This is a genomic window from Odoribacter lunatus, from assembly GCF_943193135.1.
Lineage (GTDB): Bacteria > Bacteroidota > Bacteroidia > Bacteroidales > Marinifilaceae > Culturomica > Culturomica lunata.
Genome location: NZ_CALPCZ010000036.1, coordinates 1 through 19,837, shown reverse-complemented (window position 1 = coordinate 19,837; position 19,837 = coordinate 1). Strand labels below are relative to the sequence as shown.

The 19,837-nt window shown below is 43.4% G+C and carries 16 protein-coding genes, 1 tRNA gene and 1 pseudogene; 12 read left to right on the top strand and 6 right to left on the bottom strand.

What is annotated here, in order from left to right; genetic code table 11:
* Positions 1-682: 682 nt before the first annotated feature.
* From NFR61_RS10305 to NFR61_RS10285, 5 genes are all read left to right on the top strand, one after another.
* Positions 683-1,561 (top strand): nucleoside phosphorylase, encoded by an 879-nt coding sequence (locus NFR61_RS10305; protein ID WP_251623746.1) that lies wholly within the window; start codon positions 683-685, stop codon positions 1,559-1,561.
* Between the two features lie 6 nt (positions 1,562-1,567).
* Positions 1,568-2,029, top strand: coding sequence for a DUF4293 domain-containing protein (locus NFR61_RS10300; RefSeq protein WP_251623744.1), 462 nt, complete (start codon positions 1,568-1,570; stop codon positions 2,027-2,029).
* A gap of 35 nt (positions 2,030-2,064) precedes the next feature.
* The gene (locus NFR61_RS10295; RefSeq protein ID WP_251623742.1) at positions 2,065-3,762 is read left to right on the top strand and encodes a dipeptidase; all 1,698 of its coding nucleotides are present in this window, start codon (positions 2,065-2,067) and stop codon (positions 3,760-3,762) included.
* Between the two features lie 179 nt (positions 3,763-3,941).
* On the top strand, positions 3,942-4,295 hold the full coding sequence (gene rplS / locus NFR61_RS10290; protein ID WP_251623740.1) for a 50S ribosomal protein L19: 354 nt from the start codon (positions 3,942-3,944) through the stop codon (positions 4,293-4,295).
* A gap of 107 nt (positions 4,296-4,402) precedes the next feature.
* Positions 4,403-6,148, top strand: coding sequence for a phospho-sugar mutase (locus NFR61_RS10285; RefSeq protein WP_251623737.1), 1,746 nt, complete (start codon positions 4,403-4,405; stop codon positions 6,146-6,148).
* Between the two features lie 33 nt (positions 6,149-6,181).
* Here NFR61_RS10285 and NFR61_RS10280 read toward each other — a convergent pair whose 3' ends face one another.
* A complete protein-coding gene (locus NFR61_RS10280; RefSeq protein WP_251623735.1) occupies positions 6,182-7,597 on the bottom strand; it encodes an ATP-dependent DNA helicase in 1,416 nt (471 codons plus the stop codon).
* A 153-nt stretch (positions 7,598-7,750) separates the two neighbouring features.
* Between NFR61_RS10280 and NFR61_RS10275 the strand changes: the two genes are divergently transcribed.
* The 3 genes from NFR61_RS10275 to NFR61_RS10265 are packed head-to-tail and all read left to right on the top strand — an operon-like array spanning position 7,751 to position 9,773.
* The gene (locus NFR61_RS10275; protein WP_251623733.1) at positions 7,751-8,395 is read left to right on the top strand and encodes a hypothetical protein; all 645 of its coding nucleotides are present in this window, start codon (positions 7,751-7,753) and stop codon (positions 8,393-8,395) included.
* Between the two features lie 11 nt (positions 8,396-8,406).
* Positions 8,407-9,246 carry a DUF3822 family protein gene (locus tag NFR61_RS10270; protein ID WP_251623731.1) on the top strand — a complete coding sequence of 280 codons (840 nt, stop codon included), beginning with the start codon at positions 8,407-8,409 and terminating at the stop codon, positions 9,244-9,246.
* Entirely contained in the window at positions 9,237-9,773 is a 537-nt protein-coding gene (locus NFR61_RS10265) for an RsmD family RNA methyltransferase (RefSeq protein WP_251623728.1), read from the top strand. Before NFR61_RS10270 ends, NFR61_RS10265 begins: the two co-directional genes overlap by 10 nt.
* Before the next feature lie 64 nt (positions 9,774-9,837).
* Here NFR61_RS10265 and gcvP read toward each other — a convergent pair whose 3' ends face one another.
* The 4 genes from gcvP to gpmI all read right to left on the bottom strand — a co-directional run bounded on the left by gcvP (position 9,838) and on the right by gpmI (position 15,127).
* The gene (gene gcvP, locus NFR61_RS10260) at positions 9,838-12,714 is read right to left on the bottom strand and encodes an aminomethyl-transferring glycine dehydrogenase (protein WP_251623726.1); all 2,877 of its coding nucleotides are present in this window, start codon (positions 12,712-12,714) and stop codon (positions 9,838-9,840) included.
* A gap of 154 nt (positions 12,715-12,868) precedes the next feature.
* Positions 12,869-12,944, bottom strand: a tRNA-His gene (locus tag NFR61_RS10255).
* Positions 12,945-13,022: 78 nt separating this feature from the next.
* Positions 13,023-13,607, bottom strand: coding sequence for a DUF3109 family protein (locus NFR61_RS10250; protein ID WP_251623724.1), 585 nt, complete (start codon positions 13,605-13,607; stop codon positions 13,023-13,025).
* Positions 13,607-15,127, bottom strand: coding sequence for a 2,3-bisphosphoglycerate-independent phosphoglycerate mutase (gpmI, locus tag NFR61_RS10245; RefSeq protein WP_251623722.1), 1,521 nt, complete (start codon positions 15,125-15,127; stop codon positions 13,607-13,609). The genes NFR61_RS10250 and gpmI overlap by 1 nt, the downstream gene beginning before the upstream one ends.
* 174 nt (positions 15,128-15,301) lie before the next feature.
* On the opposite strand from gpmI, the gene NFR61_RS10240 reads away from it, so the two are divergent.
* From NFR61_RS10240 to NFR61_RS10225, 4 genes are read left to right on the top strand one after another with little or no spacing between them, the layout of a single operon-like run.
* Positions 15,302-15,979, top strand: coding sequence for a DUF2975 domain-containing protein (locus NFR61_RS10240; RefSeq protein WP_251623720.1), 678 nt, complete (start codon positions 15,302-15,304; stop codon positions 15,977-15,979).
* Between the two features lies 1 nt (position 15,980).
* Positions 15,981-16,208, top strand: a complete 228-nt coding sequence (locus tag NFR61_RS10235) for a helix-turn-helix domain-containing protein (protein WP_251623718.1) — start codon at positions 15,981-15,983, stop codon at positions 16,206-16,208.
* A 35-nt stretch (positions 16,209-16,243) separates the two neighbouring features.
* Positions 16,244-17,554 (top strand): M16 family metallopeptidase, encoded by a 1,311-nt coding sequence (locus tag NFR61_RS10230; RefSeq protein WP_251623716.1) that lies wholly within the window; start codon positions 16,244-16,246, stop codon positions 17,552-17,554.
* Between the two features lie 4 nt (positions 17,555-17,558).
* Positions 17,559-19,628 (top strand): M16 family metallopeptidase, encoded by a 2,070-nt coding sequence (locus tag NFR61_RS10225; RefSeq protein ID WP_251623714.1) that lies wholly within the window; start codon positions 17,559-17,561, stop codon positions 19,626-19,628.
* 128 nt (positions 19,629-19,756) lie between these two features.
* Here the strand turns inward: NFR61_RS10225 and NFR61_RS10220 are convergent.
* A pseudogene (locus NFR61_RS10220) lies at positions 19,757-19,837 on the bottom strand (ORF6N domain-containing protein); the annotation flags it as partial.

The following is a 19,837-nucleotide window of genomic DNA, read 5'->3' as shown; positions in this document are numbered from 1 at the left end:
CATACCAAGAAATTACTTAGCACCTTGAAAGTCCCCGGAAAGGTGGGTTTATAACAAAAAGAAAGCGTGGGAACTTTTTGTTTATTCCGTAAGAGGTATCGCCAAACACCCGCGCAAAAATAAACAGTTACCCACGCCTAACCGGGTATATAGAGAATATATACGGCAAACGTGAGCGTTTCTCCTGTTTATCCTTTTGCGCTGAAAATTGGCGATTTCCTTACGAAGGATAAAACAAAAACGCTTCAAAATAATATTTCAATTACGGCAGCTCTCTCTGCCACAACGGGACAAATATAAAGAAAAAAGTTCAGAAAGTAGAAAAGGTTATAAAGTGCTTGTAAACAAAATCGTGGCAACTTCTCCCTTTCTTATGACTTTCGTATATCTAATAATGAATAAAATAGGCTTTATCAAGGCTATATCAATTCTATAAAATTCTAATAAAATCCAGATAAAATGCTTATAAAGTGCTTCGAGAAGCACTTTATAAGCACTTTGTAAGCGCTTTATAAGCACTTTATAGAATTGATATAGCCTTGTAGAATAATAGATATACAGTTAAAATCCATACGAGAGTACGGAGAAATCTTAAAGAAATCCGATCTTTCTTTTTGTTTGTTACCAAAGCTTTGTATTTTTGACAAAGAATAATAGATATGTAATATTTAAATGTTGTTTTATGCCTATCCAAGCGTCCGAATTAATTACCAATGATGACGGAAGTATTTTCCATTTGCATTTACTTCCGGAAGATCTGGCGGATAATGTTATTCTGGTGGGTGATCCGGGACGTGTCGCTCTCGTTTCTTCTTTTTTCGATGCTGTCGAGCTGAATAAAAGCAACCGGGAGTTTTGTACCGTGACCGGCACGTATAAGGGATGCCGTCTGAGCGTTGTTTCCACAGGTATAGGTCCCGATAATATAGATATTGTTATCAATGAGCTGGATGCTTTGGCCAATATTGATTTGAAGACAAAGGAGATTAAGGCTCAAAAACGCCGTTTAAATATTGTCCGGATCGGAACGTCCGGTTCCGTGCAGGCCGATATTCCGGTGGATTCTTTTGTTATATCCGAAAAGAGTATCGGATGCGACGGGGTTCTGCGTTTTTACGAGGGGAACCTGTCTATCTGCGACCGGGAGTTTGAAGAGGCTTTTATGCACCATTGCCGGTGGGCTTCCGATGTCGCCCGCCCTTATGTGGTGGATGCCGCGCCGGCATTAGTCGATAAGTTGCATACGGCAGGGACGACTTATAAAGGCGTGACATTAACGGCGGTCGGTTTTTACGGTCCCCAGGGACGGGTATTGCGCCTTCCGCTAAGTATGCCCCGGATTAATGACCGGATTACGACATTCCGTTATCAGGATTACAAGGTGACGAATTATGAGATGGAAAGTGCCGCCATTACCGGCTTGTGCAATCTGTTAGGGCACCATGCCACGACGATTTGCCTGATTATAGCCAACCGGATTACGGGGGAGGCTTCCGCCGATTATCACCGGAATATGGAGAGATTAATCCGTTATACTTTAGATAAATTAACCCATAATTGATTTGCCATGATTCAACGTATACAAAGTGTATATCTGTTTTTAACGGTTGTTTTCACCGCTTTATTGTTTTTTATGCCGGTAGCCTACCTGACGATACCGGAGGCTCCCACGTATGAATTTTACACGACTCAGGTGATTCAAAGCGGCACTCCTAAGGTTTTTATTGCCTGTAACTGGATGTCTATGGTGTTGAATATAGTTATTACATTATTGAGCGCTGTGATTATATTCCTTTACAAAAAGCGTTTTCTTCAATTAAGATTGTGCGTTGTCAATATTATCTTATTAATCGGATTGCTTATCCTGATGTGGTTGCAAATTGCCCGCCTGACGGATGAGTTGCATGCTGTCCGTCAATGGGGATTCAGTTTCGGTTTTCCTTTAATCGGTGTGATTTTAAATTGGCTGGCTATCCGGGGTATTATTAAGGATATTGCTTTATTAAAGTCTTATGACAGAATCCGATAATTATCTATTTTATATTATATACAATACTCTTTCAGATGAATAAATTATCTCTTATGCTGCTTGTTGTGTGGGGGTGTGCCTGCCATCAGGCGTTCGCCTGCACGAATTTTCTGTTTACGAAATCGACAACGAAGGACGGTTCTACGAGCATTACCTATGCCGCCGATTCGCATGTCCTTTACGGTGAGTTGTATCACTGGCCTGCCGCCAATTGGCCTGCCGGCAGTTATGTTGATATTTACGAATGGGATACGGGGCATTTTTTAGGCAAGATTCCGCAGGTAAGCCATACGTATGGTGTTATCGGCAATATGAATGAACACCAGCTTGCCATCGGTGAGACGACTTACGGCGGCCGGAGCGAATTGCACCACCAGGCAGGGGCTATCATTGATTACGGGAGTTTGATTTATCTGACTCTGCAACGTGCGCGCACGGCACGGGAGGCGATTGTGGTGATGACCAATTTAGTGGAAGAGTACGGATATTACAGTGAGGGCGAGTCGTTTTCCATCAGCGACCCCAATGAGGTCTGGATTATGGAGATGATTGGTAAGGGCGAAGGCGAAAAAGGTGCCGTGTGGGTTGCCCGGATGGTGCCGGACGGTTACGTCTGCGCCCATGCGAATCAAGCCCGTATTACGACGTTTCCTTTAGAGGGACGCAGTTCTATTTCTTCCGATAAGATAAAAAATATCTATGATAAAGAGGTGACGACTGTTTATGCCAAAGATGTTATTTCGTTTGCCAAGCAAAAGGGATTTTATCCCCAGTATGCCCCGAATAAGGATTTCAGTTTTTCCGATACTTATGCGCCTGTTGATTTCAGCGGCGCCCGTGCTTGCGAAATCCGGGTCTGGGCGTTTTTTAACGAGGTTAATCCGGATATGGCTCCTTATTGGGGATATGCCAAGGGTACCGATATACAACGCGACGGCAAAGGGTATGTCACGAACCGCATGCCTCTTTGGGTGAAGCCGTCCCGCAAACTTGATATTCTTGAGATTATGGATTTTATGCGTAATCATCTGGAGGGGACAGAACTGGATATGCGTAAAGACCCCGGTGCCGGCCCTTACGAGTGTCCTTATCGCTGGCGTCCGATGAGCTATAGTGTAGACGGCAAGAAGTATGTTATGGAAAGAACGACCGCTACACAACAGACGGGGTTTTCTTTTGTTTCCCAAAGCCGCAGTTGGTTACCCGATGCGATTGGCGGTATTATTTGGTTTGGTGTGGATGACGCCGCTAATTCCGTTTATTTCCCGATGTATTCGGCTGCAACGGAAGTTCCCTATGCGTATGCCGTGGGGAACGGAAGTATGATGCAGTTTACGGATAAGGCGGCATTCTGGGTTTTCAATCAGGTCAGCAATCTGACTTATACCCGTTACAATGCCATTCATCCGGAGGTACGCGCGAAGCAGAAGGAGCTGGAGAACCGGTATAAATCGTATGTACAGATGACGGATGCCGCCGCTTTGAGTATGATTGAACAGAAGCCCGAGCTGGCTGTGGGCTATCTGACCGATTTTTCCTGCAATACGGGCAATCAACTGGCTGCTACGTGGAAAGATTTTTACGGTTATCTGTTTACCCGTTTCATGGACGGAAATATAAAGACCCCTATTCCCGGCGAAAAGAATCCGAAGGTGGAGAATCCCCCGCTTCCGGAATGGTATTTGCGCACGATTACGAATTATATGGGTAATAAACAGGAGGTGACAGAATAAAAAATCGTTCCGTTTTTTTATATTTTGTTTTTTTATTCTATCTTTGCAACCCGAATCGGTATATACGGGTTTTAATTATCCGAGGCTATATACTGAAAAGAGTAGTAACGTACGTAATCTCTTACACAAAAGCTCAGGTAGTAATATTGCGTTCGATAAATGAATAAAAAATAAATACAATGGACTTAATTAAAATTGCAGAACAAGCATTTGCAGCAGAAAATCCGGTTGAGCATCCTTCATTTAAAACGGGTGATACGATTAGCGTACACTACAAAATCGTCGAAGGAAACAAAGAACGTATTCAGGTTTTCCGCGGTACGGTTATTCAGATTAAAGGTTCCGGTACGACAAAATCCTTTACCGTTCGTAAGATGTCCGGTAATGTGGGAGTAGAAAGAATTTTCCCTTTCAATTCACCCTATATTAGCGAGATTGAAGTAAATAAGATAGGTAAGGTGAGAAGATCACGTATTTATTATTTCCGTGATTTGACCGGTAAAAAGGCCAGAATCAAAGAGAAAAAGGCTTAATGCTCTTTCTCCAAGAAATAAAAAGCTCTGCAATGCGGAGCTTTTTTTTATTTTTCTTAAATTTGTGTTTTAGGTATATCCGATTATTAAATAAAAAAACTATCAATATGGAAAAATCTGAAATTATAAAACAGGCAAAAGCCAAAGCCGAAAGCTGGCTTTCGGATGCTTATGACGCCCAAACCCGGGATGCTGTCAATCGCATGCTTTCTTCTTCCGACCCTACCGAGTTAATCGATTCTTTTTACAATGACCTTGAATTCGGTACGGGAGGTTTGCGCGGAATTATGGGAGCCGGAACGAACCGCATGAATATTTATACGGTAGGTGCCGCAACCCAGGGGTTTGCCAATTATATCAACAAGATGTTTCCCGATGGTAAGAAATCCGTCTGCATCGGCCACGATTGCCGCCATAACAGCCGGTATTTCGCAGAGACGACAGCCGCTATTTTTTCCGCTAACGGTATTACGGCTTATCTTTTTGAGGATTTACGCCCCACTCCGGAAATGTCGTTTGCTATCCGTGAATTAGGATGCAACGGCGGAGTTATTATTACGGCATCCCACAATCCGAAGGAGTACAACGGATATAAGGCTTATTGGAATGACGGTTCGCAATTGGTTCCGCCGCACGATAAGAATGTAATTGCAGAAGTTAAACGGGTGAAGGCTGAAGATATTAAATTTACGAAGGTTCCGGAGAGGATTATTACGCTTGGCAAGGATTTTGACCAGAAGTTTCTGGATAAAATCAAGACGTTGAGTTTGTCTCCGGAAGCTATCCGGCGCCAGCACGATTTAAAAATTGTTTTTACGCCTTTGCACGGTACGACGTATGAGTTGGTGCCGGCTTCTTTGCGCAACTGGGGCTTTACCAATATTACGACGATTCCTGAACAAATGGTGACGGACGGAGATTTTCCCACGGTGGCTTCCGCTAATCCGGAGGAGCCTGCCGCTTTCAAAATGGCACTGGACAAGGCGCGCAGTATTGATGCCGATTTGGCTATGGCATGCGACCCGGACGGCGACCGTATCGGTATTGCCGTAAAGGATGACAAGGGGGAATGGATTTTATTGAACGGTAATCAGACCAATATTATTTTTACCTATTATATTATTCTGAGAAGAAAGGAGTTAGGATTAATCCGAGGCAATGAGTATACTATCAAAACGATTGTAACGTCCGAGTTGCTGAAAGAGATTGCGGAAAAGAACGGTGTGCCCTGTTATGATGTGTATACCGGTTTCAAATGGATTGCCGATATGATTCGTAAAAAAGGTGCTGAAGGTTATATCGGTGCGGGCGAGGAGTCGTTCGGTTTTATGCCGGGGTCTTTCACCCGAGATAAAGATGCCGTTTCCGCAACGTCTCTCATGGCAGAGATTGCAGCCTGGGCCAAAGACAACGGAAAGACTCTTTTCACGATTCTCAAGGAGATTTACGCACAATACGGTTTCTCTCAGGAGAAGATGATTTATATTGTCCGCAAAGGACTTTCCGGTGCGCAAGAGATTAAGGAAATGATGGAGGAACTCCGTCACCATACTCCGAAAACAATAAACGGCAGCCCGGTTGTTGTCAAGAAGGATTATGCGGATTTGAAAGCTATGAATCTGAAGACGGGGGATATTTCCACGATGGATTTCCCGACGACGAGTGATGTGTTGCAGTTTTTCCTTGAAGACGGCTGCAAGATTTCAGTACGTCCTTCGGGTACAGAACCCAAAATCAAGTTTTATTTTGAAGCCAGAGGGTCTATGAGTTCACCCGCCGATTTTGGCAAAGCCCAAGAGGAAGCGAACCGAAAGATTGCCGGTATGGTTAAAGATTTAAAGATTGAAAATTAAATAGTAAAAAAGTGAGGAGGTTTCCTCACTTTTTTATTCTCCGCCAAAGAATTTTTCTCTGAATCCGACAAAGTAGATTCTTTTCCGTGCCCGGGTTACGGCCGTATAAAGCCAACGCCAGTATTCATCGTTGAGCATTTCATCCGGCAGCCAGCCCTGGTCTATAAAGACGGCATCCCACTGTCCACCCTGTGCTTTGTGGCAGGTTACCGCATATCCGAATTTTACCTGCAAGGCGTTATAGTATTCATTTTCCCTGACTTTCTCATAACGCTTTTTGCGGGAAGGGATGTCTGCGTAGTCGGCTTCAACGTTCCGATAGAGTGTTTTTGTCTCTTCGTATCCCAATGCCGGGTAATCCGAAAATAAGGTATCCAGCATTACCCAAGCGCTCACTTCTTCTTCATAACCCATCAGGGAAAGGTCTGCCCGAATGAAATGAAAACCGTAAAGCTCTGTCCGTTTTCCGGTACGTATGACAGTCGCTACATCTCCGTTTGCAATGAAGTCAAGATGTTCGTAATCTTTACACCAGAAGTAGTTATTCTTTACGACCATGATTTTATCGCCGCTGCAAAAGTCTTCCTCGCGATAGAGTATCATGCGGCGTATTCCTTCGTTGTAACGATTTGCCCGTTTGTTGGAACGGCATACTATCATTGTTTCATCCACACCGAATTTCCCGTAGCATGTCTCTATTTCTTCCAGCAGTTCTCCTCCGTCTATTTTATAAACATCGGGGAATTGTCCGATTTGAAGTTTTAAGTCTGTTGTTCCGATTCCTATCTGCATACGAATCTGCGTTGCATTGAAGAGGATTCCTGATTTTTCCGCCTGCCGCATGACGTCTGTCAAATTGGCCTCGTATATGTTCAAGTTGTACAGGAAACGTAAATTTTCCGGGTCCAAGGCAGGGCTGATTTCCAATCCGACCGGCGGCAATTGCGCCATATCCCCGATTAGTATCAAGCGGTTGTTTCTGCCGTTATAGACGTATTCTACCAGGTCATCCAGCAAATGCCCGCTCCCGAAGTTGCTTTCTTCCGTGATATTGGAAATCATGGAGGCTTCATCAACAAAAAACAAGACGTCATGCCCGGTATTAAATCCGAGGTTGAAATCCCCCTCTCCTTCTGTAACGGCTTTCTGCCGATAAATTTTTTTATGGATGGTGAAAGCGGGCTGCCCGGCATACGCGGAGAAGACTTTGGCCGCCCGTCCGGTAGGCGCCAGCAGTACGACTTTGTATTCCAGTTTTACCAATGCGTTTACGATTGCCGCTACCAAAGAGGTTTTTCCCGTTCCGGCATATCCTTTCAATAAAAAAAGGTTTTCTTCCTCCCTTTTGAAAAAGAATTCGGCAAAGCTACTCATCGCCTGTTTTTGGGTCGGAGAAAATGAGAAGCCCAAACAAGCCGATACCATATCTTCAAAATGTTTCTGTATCATGGAGAAATTTATAACGGGAAATAGTCTTTATTTATTTTTTTTTCTAAATTTGCGAGCAGGAATTATTTCCGGCAACGTATTTCCATCGTTTGAAACGGGGAGTAAAGATACAATTTATTCATCTATAATGTAATTAATTCAAATAATTAAAATATGAAAAAGCTTATTATTCAGATTGTATTAGCAGCAGTCATCGTATTTTTAGGTTATCAATGCTATGAAAGCATTATGGTGCCCCAGCGTTTTGAAAATATCAAAAAACAAAGATACGAGAGAATTATTCAGAAGTTGAAAGATATCCGTACTGCCCAGGAAGCTTACAGAGCAGAAAAAGGAGCATACACTGCCAGCTTTGATACATTAATCAATTTCATAAAATACGATTCTGTAAAAATCATCCGTTCCATCGGTCAGCTGACGGACGACCAGATTGAAAAAGGCATGACGGAAGCAGAAGCCGTGAAGAAAGGTTTCATTATCCGGGAAGTTATCAAAGTAAATGCTTTGGAAAACATTTTCGGGAAAGACTATCCTATCGATAATCTGAGATATGTTCCTTTCACCAATAGAAAATACGAGTTCAAGATGGGAACGAATGTTATCAAGACCGATTCCGGTATTGAAGTTCCTGTATTTGAGGCCCGTATTTCCAATACGGAAATCTTTGAAAATCTGGATCCCATTTATCACGATTATATTCTGCAGGATAACGGCGAACGTCTTCGTCTGAATAAATATCCCGGATTAAAAGTGGGTGATCTGAATGAAGCTAATAACAACGTCGGGAACTGGGAATAATAGGTTAGTACATGCAAAATATCTATTATTTAGATAGCAATTTTACCAAGGAGAATCTTTCTCAATATATTTTGTCCATCCGTTTTTCAACGGATGGACTTTCGTTTTGCCTGCACGATAGCGCGAATAAACTCATTGCCCTTTCACACCAGCATTATTGCCTCGAATCCCAAGATGAAGTTATCGCCCGGGTAAAGAAGACTATTATCGAGGATGATCTTTTAAGACAACAATACAAAAAGGTTTATATCGCTCCGTGTAAAAAAAACAAACTCCTTATTCCGGCTCATATTTTCAATAAAAATTATTTGTCCGATATTTTCAGAATATCTCTGCCGACAGAGAAAAATGATATTCTTTTGTACAGAAAAGTGAGGATTATGGAGGCTTATTTGATTGAATCCCTGCCGCGAAATTTCGTCACGTTTCTGACCGGACGCTACCAATCACTGTGTATCGTCAATCACGCCTATTCATTTATTATTAATTCGCTCAATTCGGTATTACTCAATACCCATCACCTTTTTATTGATATTCAGGACCATTATTTTGACATACTGGTAACCCAAAGCAATGATGTCAAGTTGTTTAATTCTTTTAGCTATAATTCAGTCCAAGATATTATTTACTATATCTTACGCTGCCTGAAAGATTGCCACGCAGATCTGGCCAATTTACAATCCGTCTTTTCGGGAATTTTAGTAGATGACCCTAAATTTCACCAATTAATAAGTAAGTATATTCCTAATATTTCGATATTAAGCGATAATTCATTAAATACGATTCTTCAAAATAAGGAGCTGAACAGTTCCCGTTTCATTCATTTGCTAAATTTACACAAATGCGAATAATCAGCGGTTCCCATCGGGGAAGACAGATTTTTCCCGATAAAAATTTCGCGGCAAGACCGACCACTGATTTTGCCAAGGAGAATATTTTTAATGTACTGAATAATTACGTCGATTTTGAGGATGCCGTTGCGTTGGATTTGTTTTCAGGTACAGGAAGTATCAGTTATGAATTTGCCTCCCGGGGAGCAAAGGAAGTTATTGCCGTCGAACTGAATTATAATCATTACAGTTTTATTAAAAGGACTGCCCAGGAGATAGGATTTAAAAATATTACTGTTTTCAAGACGGATGTATTCGTCGCCTGTAAAAAATTGAGAGGACGCAAATTCAATATTATATTTGCCGACCCACCTTATCAATTGGATAATATTTCCGAAGTTCCTGCAGCTATTTTTGATAATGATTTATTGGCAGAAGAGGGCATTGCGCTTGTGGAACATCCGGCTTCTGTGGATTATAGTCATCTTCCCTATTTCTTCGACCACCGGGTGTACGGGAGTGTCAATTTTTCGTTGTTCAGGAAATAGTCAAGCTACACGAGGCCTTATGATAAAAAGAGCTCGGCATATTGCCGAGCTCTCTCATTTTGTGTTATTCTTTTTCATACAGGATGCTGCACGAACAGACTAAGTTACGATCACCGTAGCCGTCATCTACCCTGCTGACTTGCGGCCAGAATTTATTATCTGCCACCCAACGCAAGGGATAAGCCGCTTTGCTTCGGGGATAAGAATGTGTCCATTCGTCTGCCGTCAGTACTCTGTGGGTATGAGGCGCATTTTTCAATACGTTATCTACTTTATCCGCTTTTCCCTCTCCTATTTCCACGATTTCGTCACGTATTGTTTTCAATGCCTCAATGAAACGATCCAATTCTTCTTTAGGCTCACTTTCCGTCGGTTCTACCATCAAGGTCCCGTGTACGGGGAACGAAAGGGTGGGAGCATGGAAACCGAAGTCCATTAAACGTTTGGCTATATCCAAATCAGATATGCCGAATTGTTTGTTAAATTCAGAGCAGTCCCAAATCATTTCATGTCCTACACGCCCTTTAGAGCCTTTATAAAGTATCTTGAATCCCAATTTTTCAAAAGAGGAAGCCAAGTAGTTGGCGTTCAAAATTGCCATCTCCGTTACTTTTTTCAATCCTTCGCCTCCTAACATCAGTAAGTAGCCGTATGTAATGGGAAGTAAACTGGCAAATCCGAAAGGTGAAGCAGCTACGGCATGTATGCCTTGTTCGCCTCCCGTTTTCACCACAGAGTGAGAAGGCAAGAAGGGTGCCAAATGAGGAGCTGCACAGATAGGTCCTACACCGGGACCGCCACCTCCGTGAGGCATGGCAAATGTCTTGTGCAAATTCAAGTGACATATATCCGCTCCTATCGTGCCCGGACTGGTTAATCCACACTGACCGTTCATGTTGGCGCCGTCCATAAATAATTGTCCACCGTTTTCATGTACTATGGCTGCCAATTCTTTTATTGATTCCTCAAAAATACCGTGTGTGGAAGGATAGGTAATCATTGCACCTGCAAGATGCTCTTTATTTTCCGTTGCTTTCTTTCTGAAATCCTCGACGTCGATATTCCCTTCCTGTGTAGAAGCTACCACTAAAATTGTAAATCCTGCCATGGCACTGGAAGCCGGATTGGTTCCGTGAGCGGAAGCCGGTATCAACATGATGTTACGATGTCCTTCACCACGGGACAGATGATATTGCCGTATTACCATCAATGAGGCGTATTCTCCAGCCGCACCCGAATTGGGTTGCAGGCTGCATCCGGCAAATCCCGTTACTTTGGCCAACATTTCCTGTGTTTCGGTTATCATTTGACGGTAGCCCTCTGCCTGTGATTCCGGCACAAACGGATGCATGCCCCCGAATTCAGGCCAAGACAACGGCAACATCTCGACAGCCGCATTCAGTTTCATTGTACAAGAACCCAAAGAAATCATGGAGGTAGCCAATGATATGTCTCTTCTCTCCAAGTTCTTCATATAACGCATTATCGCCGTTTCCGAATGGTAGAGTTTAAATACCGGCTGTTCAAGGAAATCATCTTCTCTTAACATTTGCGGGTCAAGAACTGTGCGGTCATCCAAGAATACTACTTTTTCCGCCTTCTTCCCGGCAGCTTCCGCAAAAATCCGAATTATCGTGTTGATTTCTTCTTCATTGATTTTTTCATCCGTTGATAATCCGACCCCACCGGAACAACATGAACAGTAATGAAGATTGATTTTATTTTCCAATGCTTTGTTCCGAATAGTTTCCTGTGTTACCCCGTTCGGAAGTTCAAAACGAATCGTATCAAAAAATTTATTCACTTTCAATACATATCCGTATTTCTGTATTTCCTCTGCCAATGTTACCGCAGCCGCGTGAATGTGCCGGGCAATTCTTTCCAATCCTTCTCTTCCGTGATATATAGCATAGAAACTTGCCATTGTAGCATTTAATGCAGTTGCCGTACAAATATTGGACGACGCTTTTTCCCGTTTAATATGCTGTTCTCGGGTCTGCAATGCCAACCGCAAGGCTTTCCGTCCCTGTGCGTCTATCGTCACTCCGATAATACGTCCGGGGATGTTCCGTTTGTATTCTTCTCTTGTTGCCATGTAGGCTGCACTCGGCCCACCATATCCCATCGGTATACCAAAACGCTGGGTCGAACCTACCACTATATCCGCCCCCCATTCTCCCGGAGGTGTCAGTAATACCAAACTCATCAAATCGGCAGCTACCGCCAATAAAGCCCCGTGTGCATGCACTTTTTCGGTAAATGCCCGATAATCCCGAATCTGACCATTGGATGCCGGATATTGTACAAATGCCCCAAATACGTCCGGGGTAAATTCAAATGTTTCATAATCTCCGTATACCAATTCGATACCGAAAGGAGCCGAACGAGTAATCAAGACATCCCGTGTCTGCGGGAAAATTTTATTATCTACAAAGAGTTTATTCGCACCGGCTTTTTTCATTTCTTTGCTCCGCAATGCGAACATCATCTGCATGGCTTCTGCGGATGCCGTAGCCTCATCTAACAAAGAACAGTTTGTTATCTCCATTCCGGTCAATTCCAATATAACCGTCTGGAAATTAAGCAATGCTTCCAAACGTCCTTGAGAGACTTCTGCCTGATAGGGTGTATACGATGTATACCAACCCGGATTTTCCAAAATATTCCGAATAATAACTGCCGGAGAAACCGTATCGTAATATCCCTGCCCTATAAAGGAACGATAGAGTTTATTTTTTGCAGCCATCGAACGGATTTTGTTTAAGAACTCTGCTTCCGTCAGCGGAGCCGGTAAATCAAGAGCATTTTTTAATCGGATTGATTCCGGAACTGTTTGTTGTATCAATTCGTCTACCGAATTTACACCAATTACTTTTAACATCTCTTCGACGTCTTCCGGACGAGGGCCGACATGTCTTTCTATAAATTTTTCTGTAGCCATGGATTTTATAAATAAAATTTATAACGTTTTCAATGCATGTAAAAATAAAGATTTATTTGGAATTTCCGACATCTTATACGACACTAAATTATATCCAGGTTTTTATTTCAGGTATAAACAAAAAAAGCAGTTGAAAATCAACTGCTTTTCTAACGGGTGGAAGATCGGGCTCGAACCGACGACCTTCGGAACCACAATCCGACGCTCTAACCGACTGAGCTACATCCACCATTTTAGTTTTGCGCTTGCAAAGATAAAGATAAAATCTAATTCTACAACGGTTTTTTGCTATTTTTCAAAAAGAATTATTACCTGACTATCAATCTGCCCTCTTCCAATTCCTTTGCCGCATATTCCAATTCATCATACCATTCCTGCCCATACCGCTCTGTCAATGCTTCTTTCAGAAAACGATAAAGCGGTATTCCCTGTTCATTTCCTTTTACTCTGGCACAACTACAAATTTTCCATTTATGATAGTTCAACGCTTCAAACGCCGGATAACGCGTCGCCCGAATCGGATATAAATGACAAGACACCGGTTTACGAAAAGCAGAATGCTTTTCGCTCCATGCTTTCTCTATCGCACACCAACAGCATCCGTTTTCATCAATAGAATAAGCGCATTCCCGACCGTTTACCAAAGGGGTGCCCCAGTCGCCGTCACAATCTTTCACGGCAAATCCCTGTTCCTCCACAGCCTTTATCCCCTCTGCCGTCATGTAAGGTTTTATATGAGTATAATTTTCCTCTATCTTAGCAATTTCTTTCTCCTCCAACGGTGCACCATAATCCCCCTCTATACAACATATACCTTTACATGCGGCCAAGTCACACGCAAATTTTTTCTCAAAAATATCCAGACTGACTATTACGTCCCCGATTTGTATCATTATCCTATCAAACTTTTACCCGTCATCTCGGCAGGCTGCGGCACTCCCATAATTTCCAGAATCGTCGGAGCTACATCCGCCAAGACCCCTTCATGCAATTGTTTGCCTTTTTCTTCCGTTACCCAAATACAAGGTACCGGATTCAAAGAATGGGCCGTATTGGGGGTGCCATCGGGATTCACAGCGTTGTCCGCATTCCCGTGATCGGCAATAATCAATACATCATAGCCATTGTCACGTGCGGCAGTAACAACTTTCTCCACACATGTATCTACTGTTGCCACGGCTTTCTGTATCGCCGCATACACGCCGGTATGTCCCACCATATCACCGTTGGCAAAATTCAAACAAATAAAGTCTGCCGCTTTCTGTTTCAATTGTTCTACCAGTTTTTCCGTTACTTCGGGAGCAGACATCTCGGGTTGCAAGTCATAAGTAGCTACCTTAGGAGAAGCTACCAAGATACGATTCTCTCCTTCAAACTGTGCTTCACGTCCACCATTGAAGAAGAAGGTAACATGTGCATATTTCTCCGTTTCAGCAATACGCAACTGTTTTAATCCAGCCTTACTAATAACCTCGCCCAATGTATTTTCTACATTTTCTTTATCAAAAAGAATATGCAATCCCTGGAAGGTTGCATCATACGGCGTCATACAACAATAATACAAAGGCATGGTTTTCATATCCTGTTCCGGAATATCACGCTGTGTCAATGCAATTGTCAATTCTTTAGCCCGGTCGTTGCGGTAATTAAAGAATATCACAACATCTCCCGGCTGCAATAATCCCACCGGACGCCCGTCACTGGTAACATGAACAATCGGTTTGATAAATTCATCGGTAATTCCCTCATCATAAGATTTCTTTATCGCGTTCTCTACATGCTGGGTTTCAAATCCCGTACCATACACCAGCATATCATACGCCTCTTTCACTCTCTCCCAGCGGTTGTCCCTGTCCATGGCATAATAACGTCCCACAACCGAAGCAATCCGGCCGGCAGAATGAGCCATGTGTTCTTTCAATTCTTTTATAAAACCCAATCCGCTGTGCGGGTCTGTATCGCGCCCATCCATAAAACAGTGCACAAATGTCTTCTCAATATTATATTCTTTAGAAATATCACACAGTTTTTTCAAATGCTCCAAAGAACTATGCACACCGCCATCGGAAACCAAACCCATGAAATGCACTTGTTTATTATTATCCCGTGCATAGGTGAAAGCCTTTACAATCTCCGGATTCTGCAATATGGTATTTTCCCGGCACGCTTTATTAATCCGAACCAAATCCTGTAAAACCACCCGACCGGCTCCGATATTCAGATGCCCTACTTCGGAATTTCCCATCTGCCCGTCCGGCAATCCCACATTCTCGCCGCTCGTATACAAACGGGTATGCGGATAAATTTTGGTCAATTCATCTATAAAAGGTGTCGGAGTTGAAAAGATAGCATCGGTTTTATCGTGCTTACCAATACCCCAACCATCCAAAATCATTAATAATGTTCTTTTCATATCTATTTGATTTATTATTGACATTCCATTGTTAAAACTCCCCAAAGTTAATTTTTTCTCCCAATAACACAAAAGAGAAATTCATCCCGTTTTTATTGTACGACTAAAATATATCCTTACATTTGCATATCGAAAAAAAAGAAATATTTATCGAAAAACAATATATTTTGCTTCATGAAACACAAATCAGGCATATTATTACGTCTAAATATTTATTACGGAATCTTCCTTGCCATTCTTTTTATTGCTGTCGCTGACATTTTTTTCAGCCGAGAATTTAAAGTCGGATTCCAGGAAGGTTTCCAAGTAGGGTTAGAAGCATGCCAACCCAATCACCTCAAAACCGAGCTTCACCTCAAGATTCCTTTAGAAAGAAAAGCCGGTAAATATCAAATCCCCGTAAACTGTCAGGTTGATTCCAACATATTAATCTCTACCCGGATTACCGAAATCGACGCCATGATTAAAGGCGCCTATTCGCCTCTTTATTCCACCCTCAAGGATTTATTGCAAACACTCGGCGTACTTTGCTATCTGATTATAGTCATTATCCTGACCCTCATATTATCCTCTATACGAAAGAGTATAAAAAAAGGAAACATATTCAGCCGGAATAATATCAAACTTATCCGCACCATCGCCATATTAATCATTTCCTCCTCCCTGCTAATCACCCTGGGACGCTACCTTGAAATCCAACAGATGACACAATTGCTTGCCGGGACGGAATGGAAACCCGTATGGGATGGCATCAATTACAAGGAAATCATCTTAGGATTAATCATCCTCATTATCGGAGAAATTTTCGTCTTCGGATACGACCTGAAAGAAGAACAAAAACTAACGATATAATATGGCAATCAGAGTAAACATAGATGTCATGATGGCACGCCGGAAAATGTCGCTGAACGAATTAGCCGAAAAAGTAGACATTACTCCCGCCAACCTTTCCATTCTAAAAACAGGTAAAGCCAAAGCCATCCGATTCTCCACTTTGGAAGCCGTATGCCGTATACTGGAATGTCAGCCCGGAGACATACTGGAATATCTTCCGGAAAAAGAAGAAGACAAAGAACAATAAACTTTAATAATTATAACACTTAATCTTTCAATTCTATGAAAAAACTATTATTCATCTTGAGTTGCTGCCTGCCCTACCTTTTGCAGGCGAACTCCGGCAAAATCGATTTTGTCGAGTACAAATTGGACAACGGTCTGCATGTCATTTTGCAAGAAGACCACACGACCCCGAACATCGTCGTTTCGGTCATGTACCATGTCGGCTCTAAAAATGAAAAACCGGAACTGACCGGATTTGCACACTTCTTTGAACACCTCATGTTTGAAGGTACCAAGAACATCAAACGGCATGAATTTGACAAATACGTGACCCGGGTTGGCGGGAACTTAAATGCCAACACCTTTTTTGACAGAACATATTACTATGAACTGCTCCCTTCCAACGAACTGGAACTGGGACTATGGCTGGAATCGGAGCGTATGCTACACCCCACCATTGAGGCTATCGGCATCAAGACTCAAAAAGACGTGGTATGCCAGGAAATGGGACAGACCAGAGACAACCGTCCCTATGGCCGTCTTCTGACCGAAACGTTAAAGCGGGCTTACACCACCCACCCTTACAAACACGATGTCTTGGGTTCGGAAGAGCACATCCGCAATGCTTCTGACCAAGATTTCATTGACTTCCACAACAAATTTTATGTTCCGAACAATGCCGTTCTGACCATTGTCGGGGACTTCAACATTGCGGAAGCAAAAAAATTAGTACACGACTATTTCAATGACATCCCGGCAGGGGAACCGGTCGTTCAGCCCACCATCCAGGAACCCGCCAAGACGCAGGAAGTTCGCGACACCACATACGACAACATCCAAATGCCCGCTCTGATTATGGCTTACCACATTCCAGGCATGACCTCCGATGACTTCTACGCCGTATCCATGCTGAACACCCTGTTGGCACAAGGACAAAGTTCACGCTTATATTCAACCATTGTAAACGACAAGCAAATGGCCATGGAACTGGCTGCCATACCGCTTCCACTGGAACACCCCGGATTATCCATCATCCTGGGACTGCCGAATATGAACGTCCAATTGAGCGACTTGGAAAGCGAAATCAATAAAGAGGTTGAAAGACTGCAACAGGAACCCATTTCCGACCGGGAATTTCAGAAACTGCAAAATCAAATCGAAAACCAACTGGTCAATTCCAACTCCATGATTGAGGCAAGAGCTATGAATCTCGCATCGGCTTATACTTATTACAACAACACGAATCAGGTAAACGAGGAACTCGAAAAATACCGTTCCATCACCAAAGCCGACCTACAAAATGCAGCCAAGAAATATTTCAACAAAGAGAACAGAGTTGTATTATACTATTTACCCAATAAAAAATAAACCAATGAAAAAAATTATACTCTTTATAGTAACACTATGTCTAACAAGCATAGCTTTTGCACAGATTGACCGCAGCCAGGCTCCCGCCTCCGGCCCCGCCCCCAAAGTAAGCATCGGGGAATACCAGAGTTTCACGCTGAAAAACGGTCTCAAAGTATTAGTCGTGGAAAACAACAAAGTCCCCTATCTAAGTATCGGACTGAACATCGTCAGAGACCCACTTCTGGAAGGCGACAAAGCCGGCTACACCCAAATCGCAGGAAGCCTGTGGGGCAAAGGCACCCAAAAACGCAATGCCAAACAGCTCAATGAAGAAATCGACTTCCTCGGAGCCAACCTCAACACCTCCTCCGTCTATGCCGGAGTTCAGGGATTATCCAAATTCAAAAACCAATTGATGGAAATACTGTCGGACGTCGTACAGAATCCCTCTTTCCCGCAAGAAGAATTCGACAAAATCATCCTGCAAACCAAATCCGAACTACACACCAGCCAGTCCGACCCGAATACGATAATCACCAACCTTAGAAACGTCACCTTATTCGGCCAAAAACATCCGTACGGAGACGTTATGAGCGAAGAAACCGTAGCCAACATCACCCTCGCAGACTGTAAGAATTACTACAACGCATACATTCATCCGGGCAACGCCATTTTAACCGTTATCGGCGACATCTCACTCTCCGAAGTTAAAAAGCTAGCCCAAAAATATTTCGGGAACTGGAAAGCAGGCAATGCGCCACGTCACCAATACGCCACCCCGGCACAACCGCAGGGCAGAAAAGTCGTATTTGCAAACAAAGATGCCGCCACACAGGCCAGCATCCAAGTCACCTACCCCATTGATTACCGCATTGGCATGCCCGACCAACTGGCTTTAAACATCGCCAACCAGATATTGGGCGGCGGAGATTTCCAGGCCAAACTGTTGAAAAACCTGCGGGAAGATAAAGGCTACACTTATGGTTCCTACTCTCGCGTCAGCCCTGACCCGCTGCAAGACGCCGGACTATTCAACGCATTCGCTGAAGTAAAAACCAATACCGCCGACAGCGCCGTAACGGAAATCTTGAAAGAAATGCAAAACATGACCCAAGCCGAATTCAGCGACGAAGACATCCAACGCGTAAAGAAGACGTGGGCGGGACAATTCTCCAGAAGCCTCGAAGACCCGGGAACCATTGCGCAATTCGCTTATTACATCGAACGCTACAACCTGCCCAAAGATTTCTATTCCACCTTCCTGCAACGCCTTGAGAAGGTTAGCAGAGAAGAAATCATCGCCGCTTCCCGGAAATACTTCCACCCGGAAAACGCCTACATTCTGGTGGTCACCGACAGAAGTATGAAACCGCAATTGGCACGTTTGGCAGGCGACGGACAGGTTACCGAACTAAATCATTACGGACAACCCGTCGCTGAAGGGCCGAAAGTCTCAGCAGACGTCACCCCGGAAAAAATAATCAACGCCTACCTCACAGCCATCGGCGGCACTGAAAAACTGAAAGGCCTCAAAGACATGACCATCAAATCCGAGATGACCATCCAGGGCATGACCATCAACAACCTGCAAAAATACCTCATCATACCGGGTAAACCGGCTTTCACCGTAGAAGTATCCATGGGCGGAAACGTCATGCAGAAAATCGTTTTTGACGGAGAAAAAGGAACCATCAGCGGACCCGCAGGCAACCAGACCCTTGAAGGGGCTGACGCCGAAAAAATCAAAGAACAGGCGTACCCCATTTTAGAACTGGAATTTGAGGCGCTGGGTATCAAACCGACCCTCGAAGGCATCGAAAAAGTGAACGGACGCGACGCCTACAAACTGAAAATCACCATAGGAGAAGCCACCACATACTCCTTCTACGACGTAGAAAACGGTTTGAAAGTAAAATCCGTGGGAACGCAGGGAGGCGCAACGCAGGAGGTTCTCTTTGAAAACTACCAACCGACCTCCTTCGGTTTAATCTACCCCAACCTCACCAAAACCACCATGCAGGGTGTGCCCGTCGAAATGAAAGTATCGGAAGTCGAAATCAACACAGGCCTGAAAGCCGACGATTTCAAATAAAGATACCGAATAACAGAAACAACAGAGGGTGCCCGACAGGCACCCTCTTTCATTTTTCAGAAAAAATATCATTCCATAACCCAACGCTCAATATAAGGCAAAAGGAAGTTTACAAACCCCTCTTCTACTTCCTTCGTCAATTCAAACATAAAATCTTCTCCCTCAAATCGTTCTATATTACGACGTACGGCACGTTTCAGTTGTTTTGT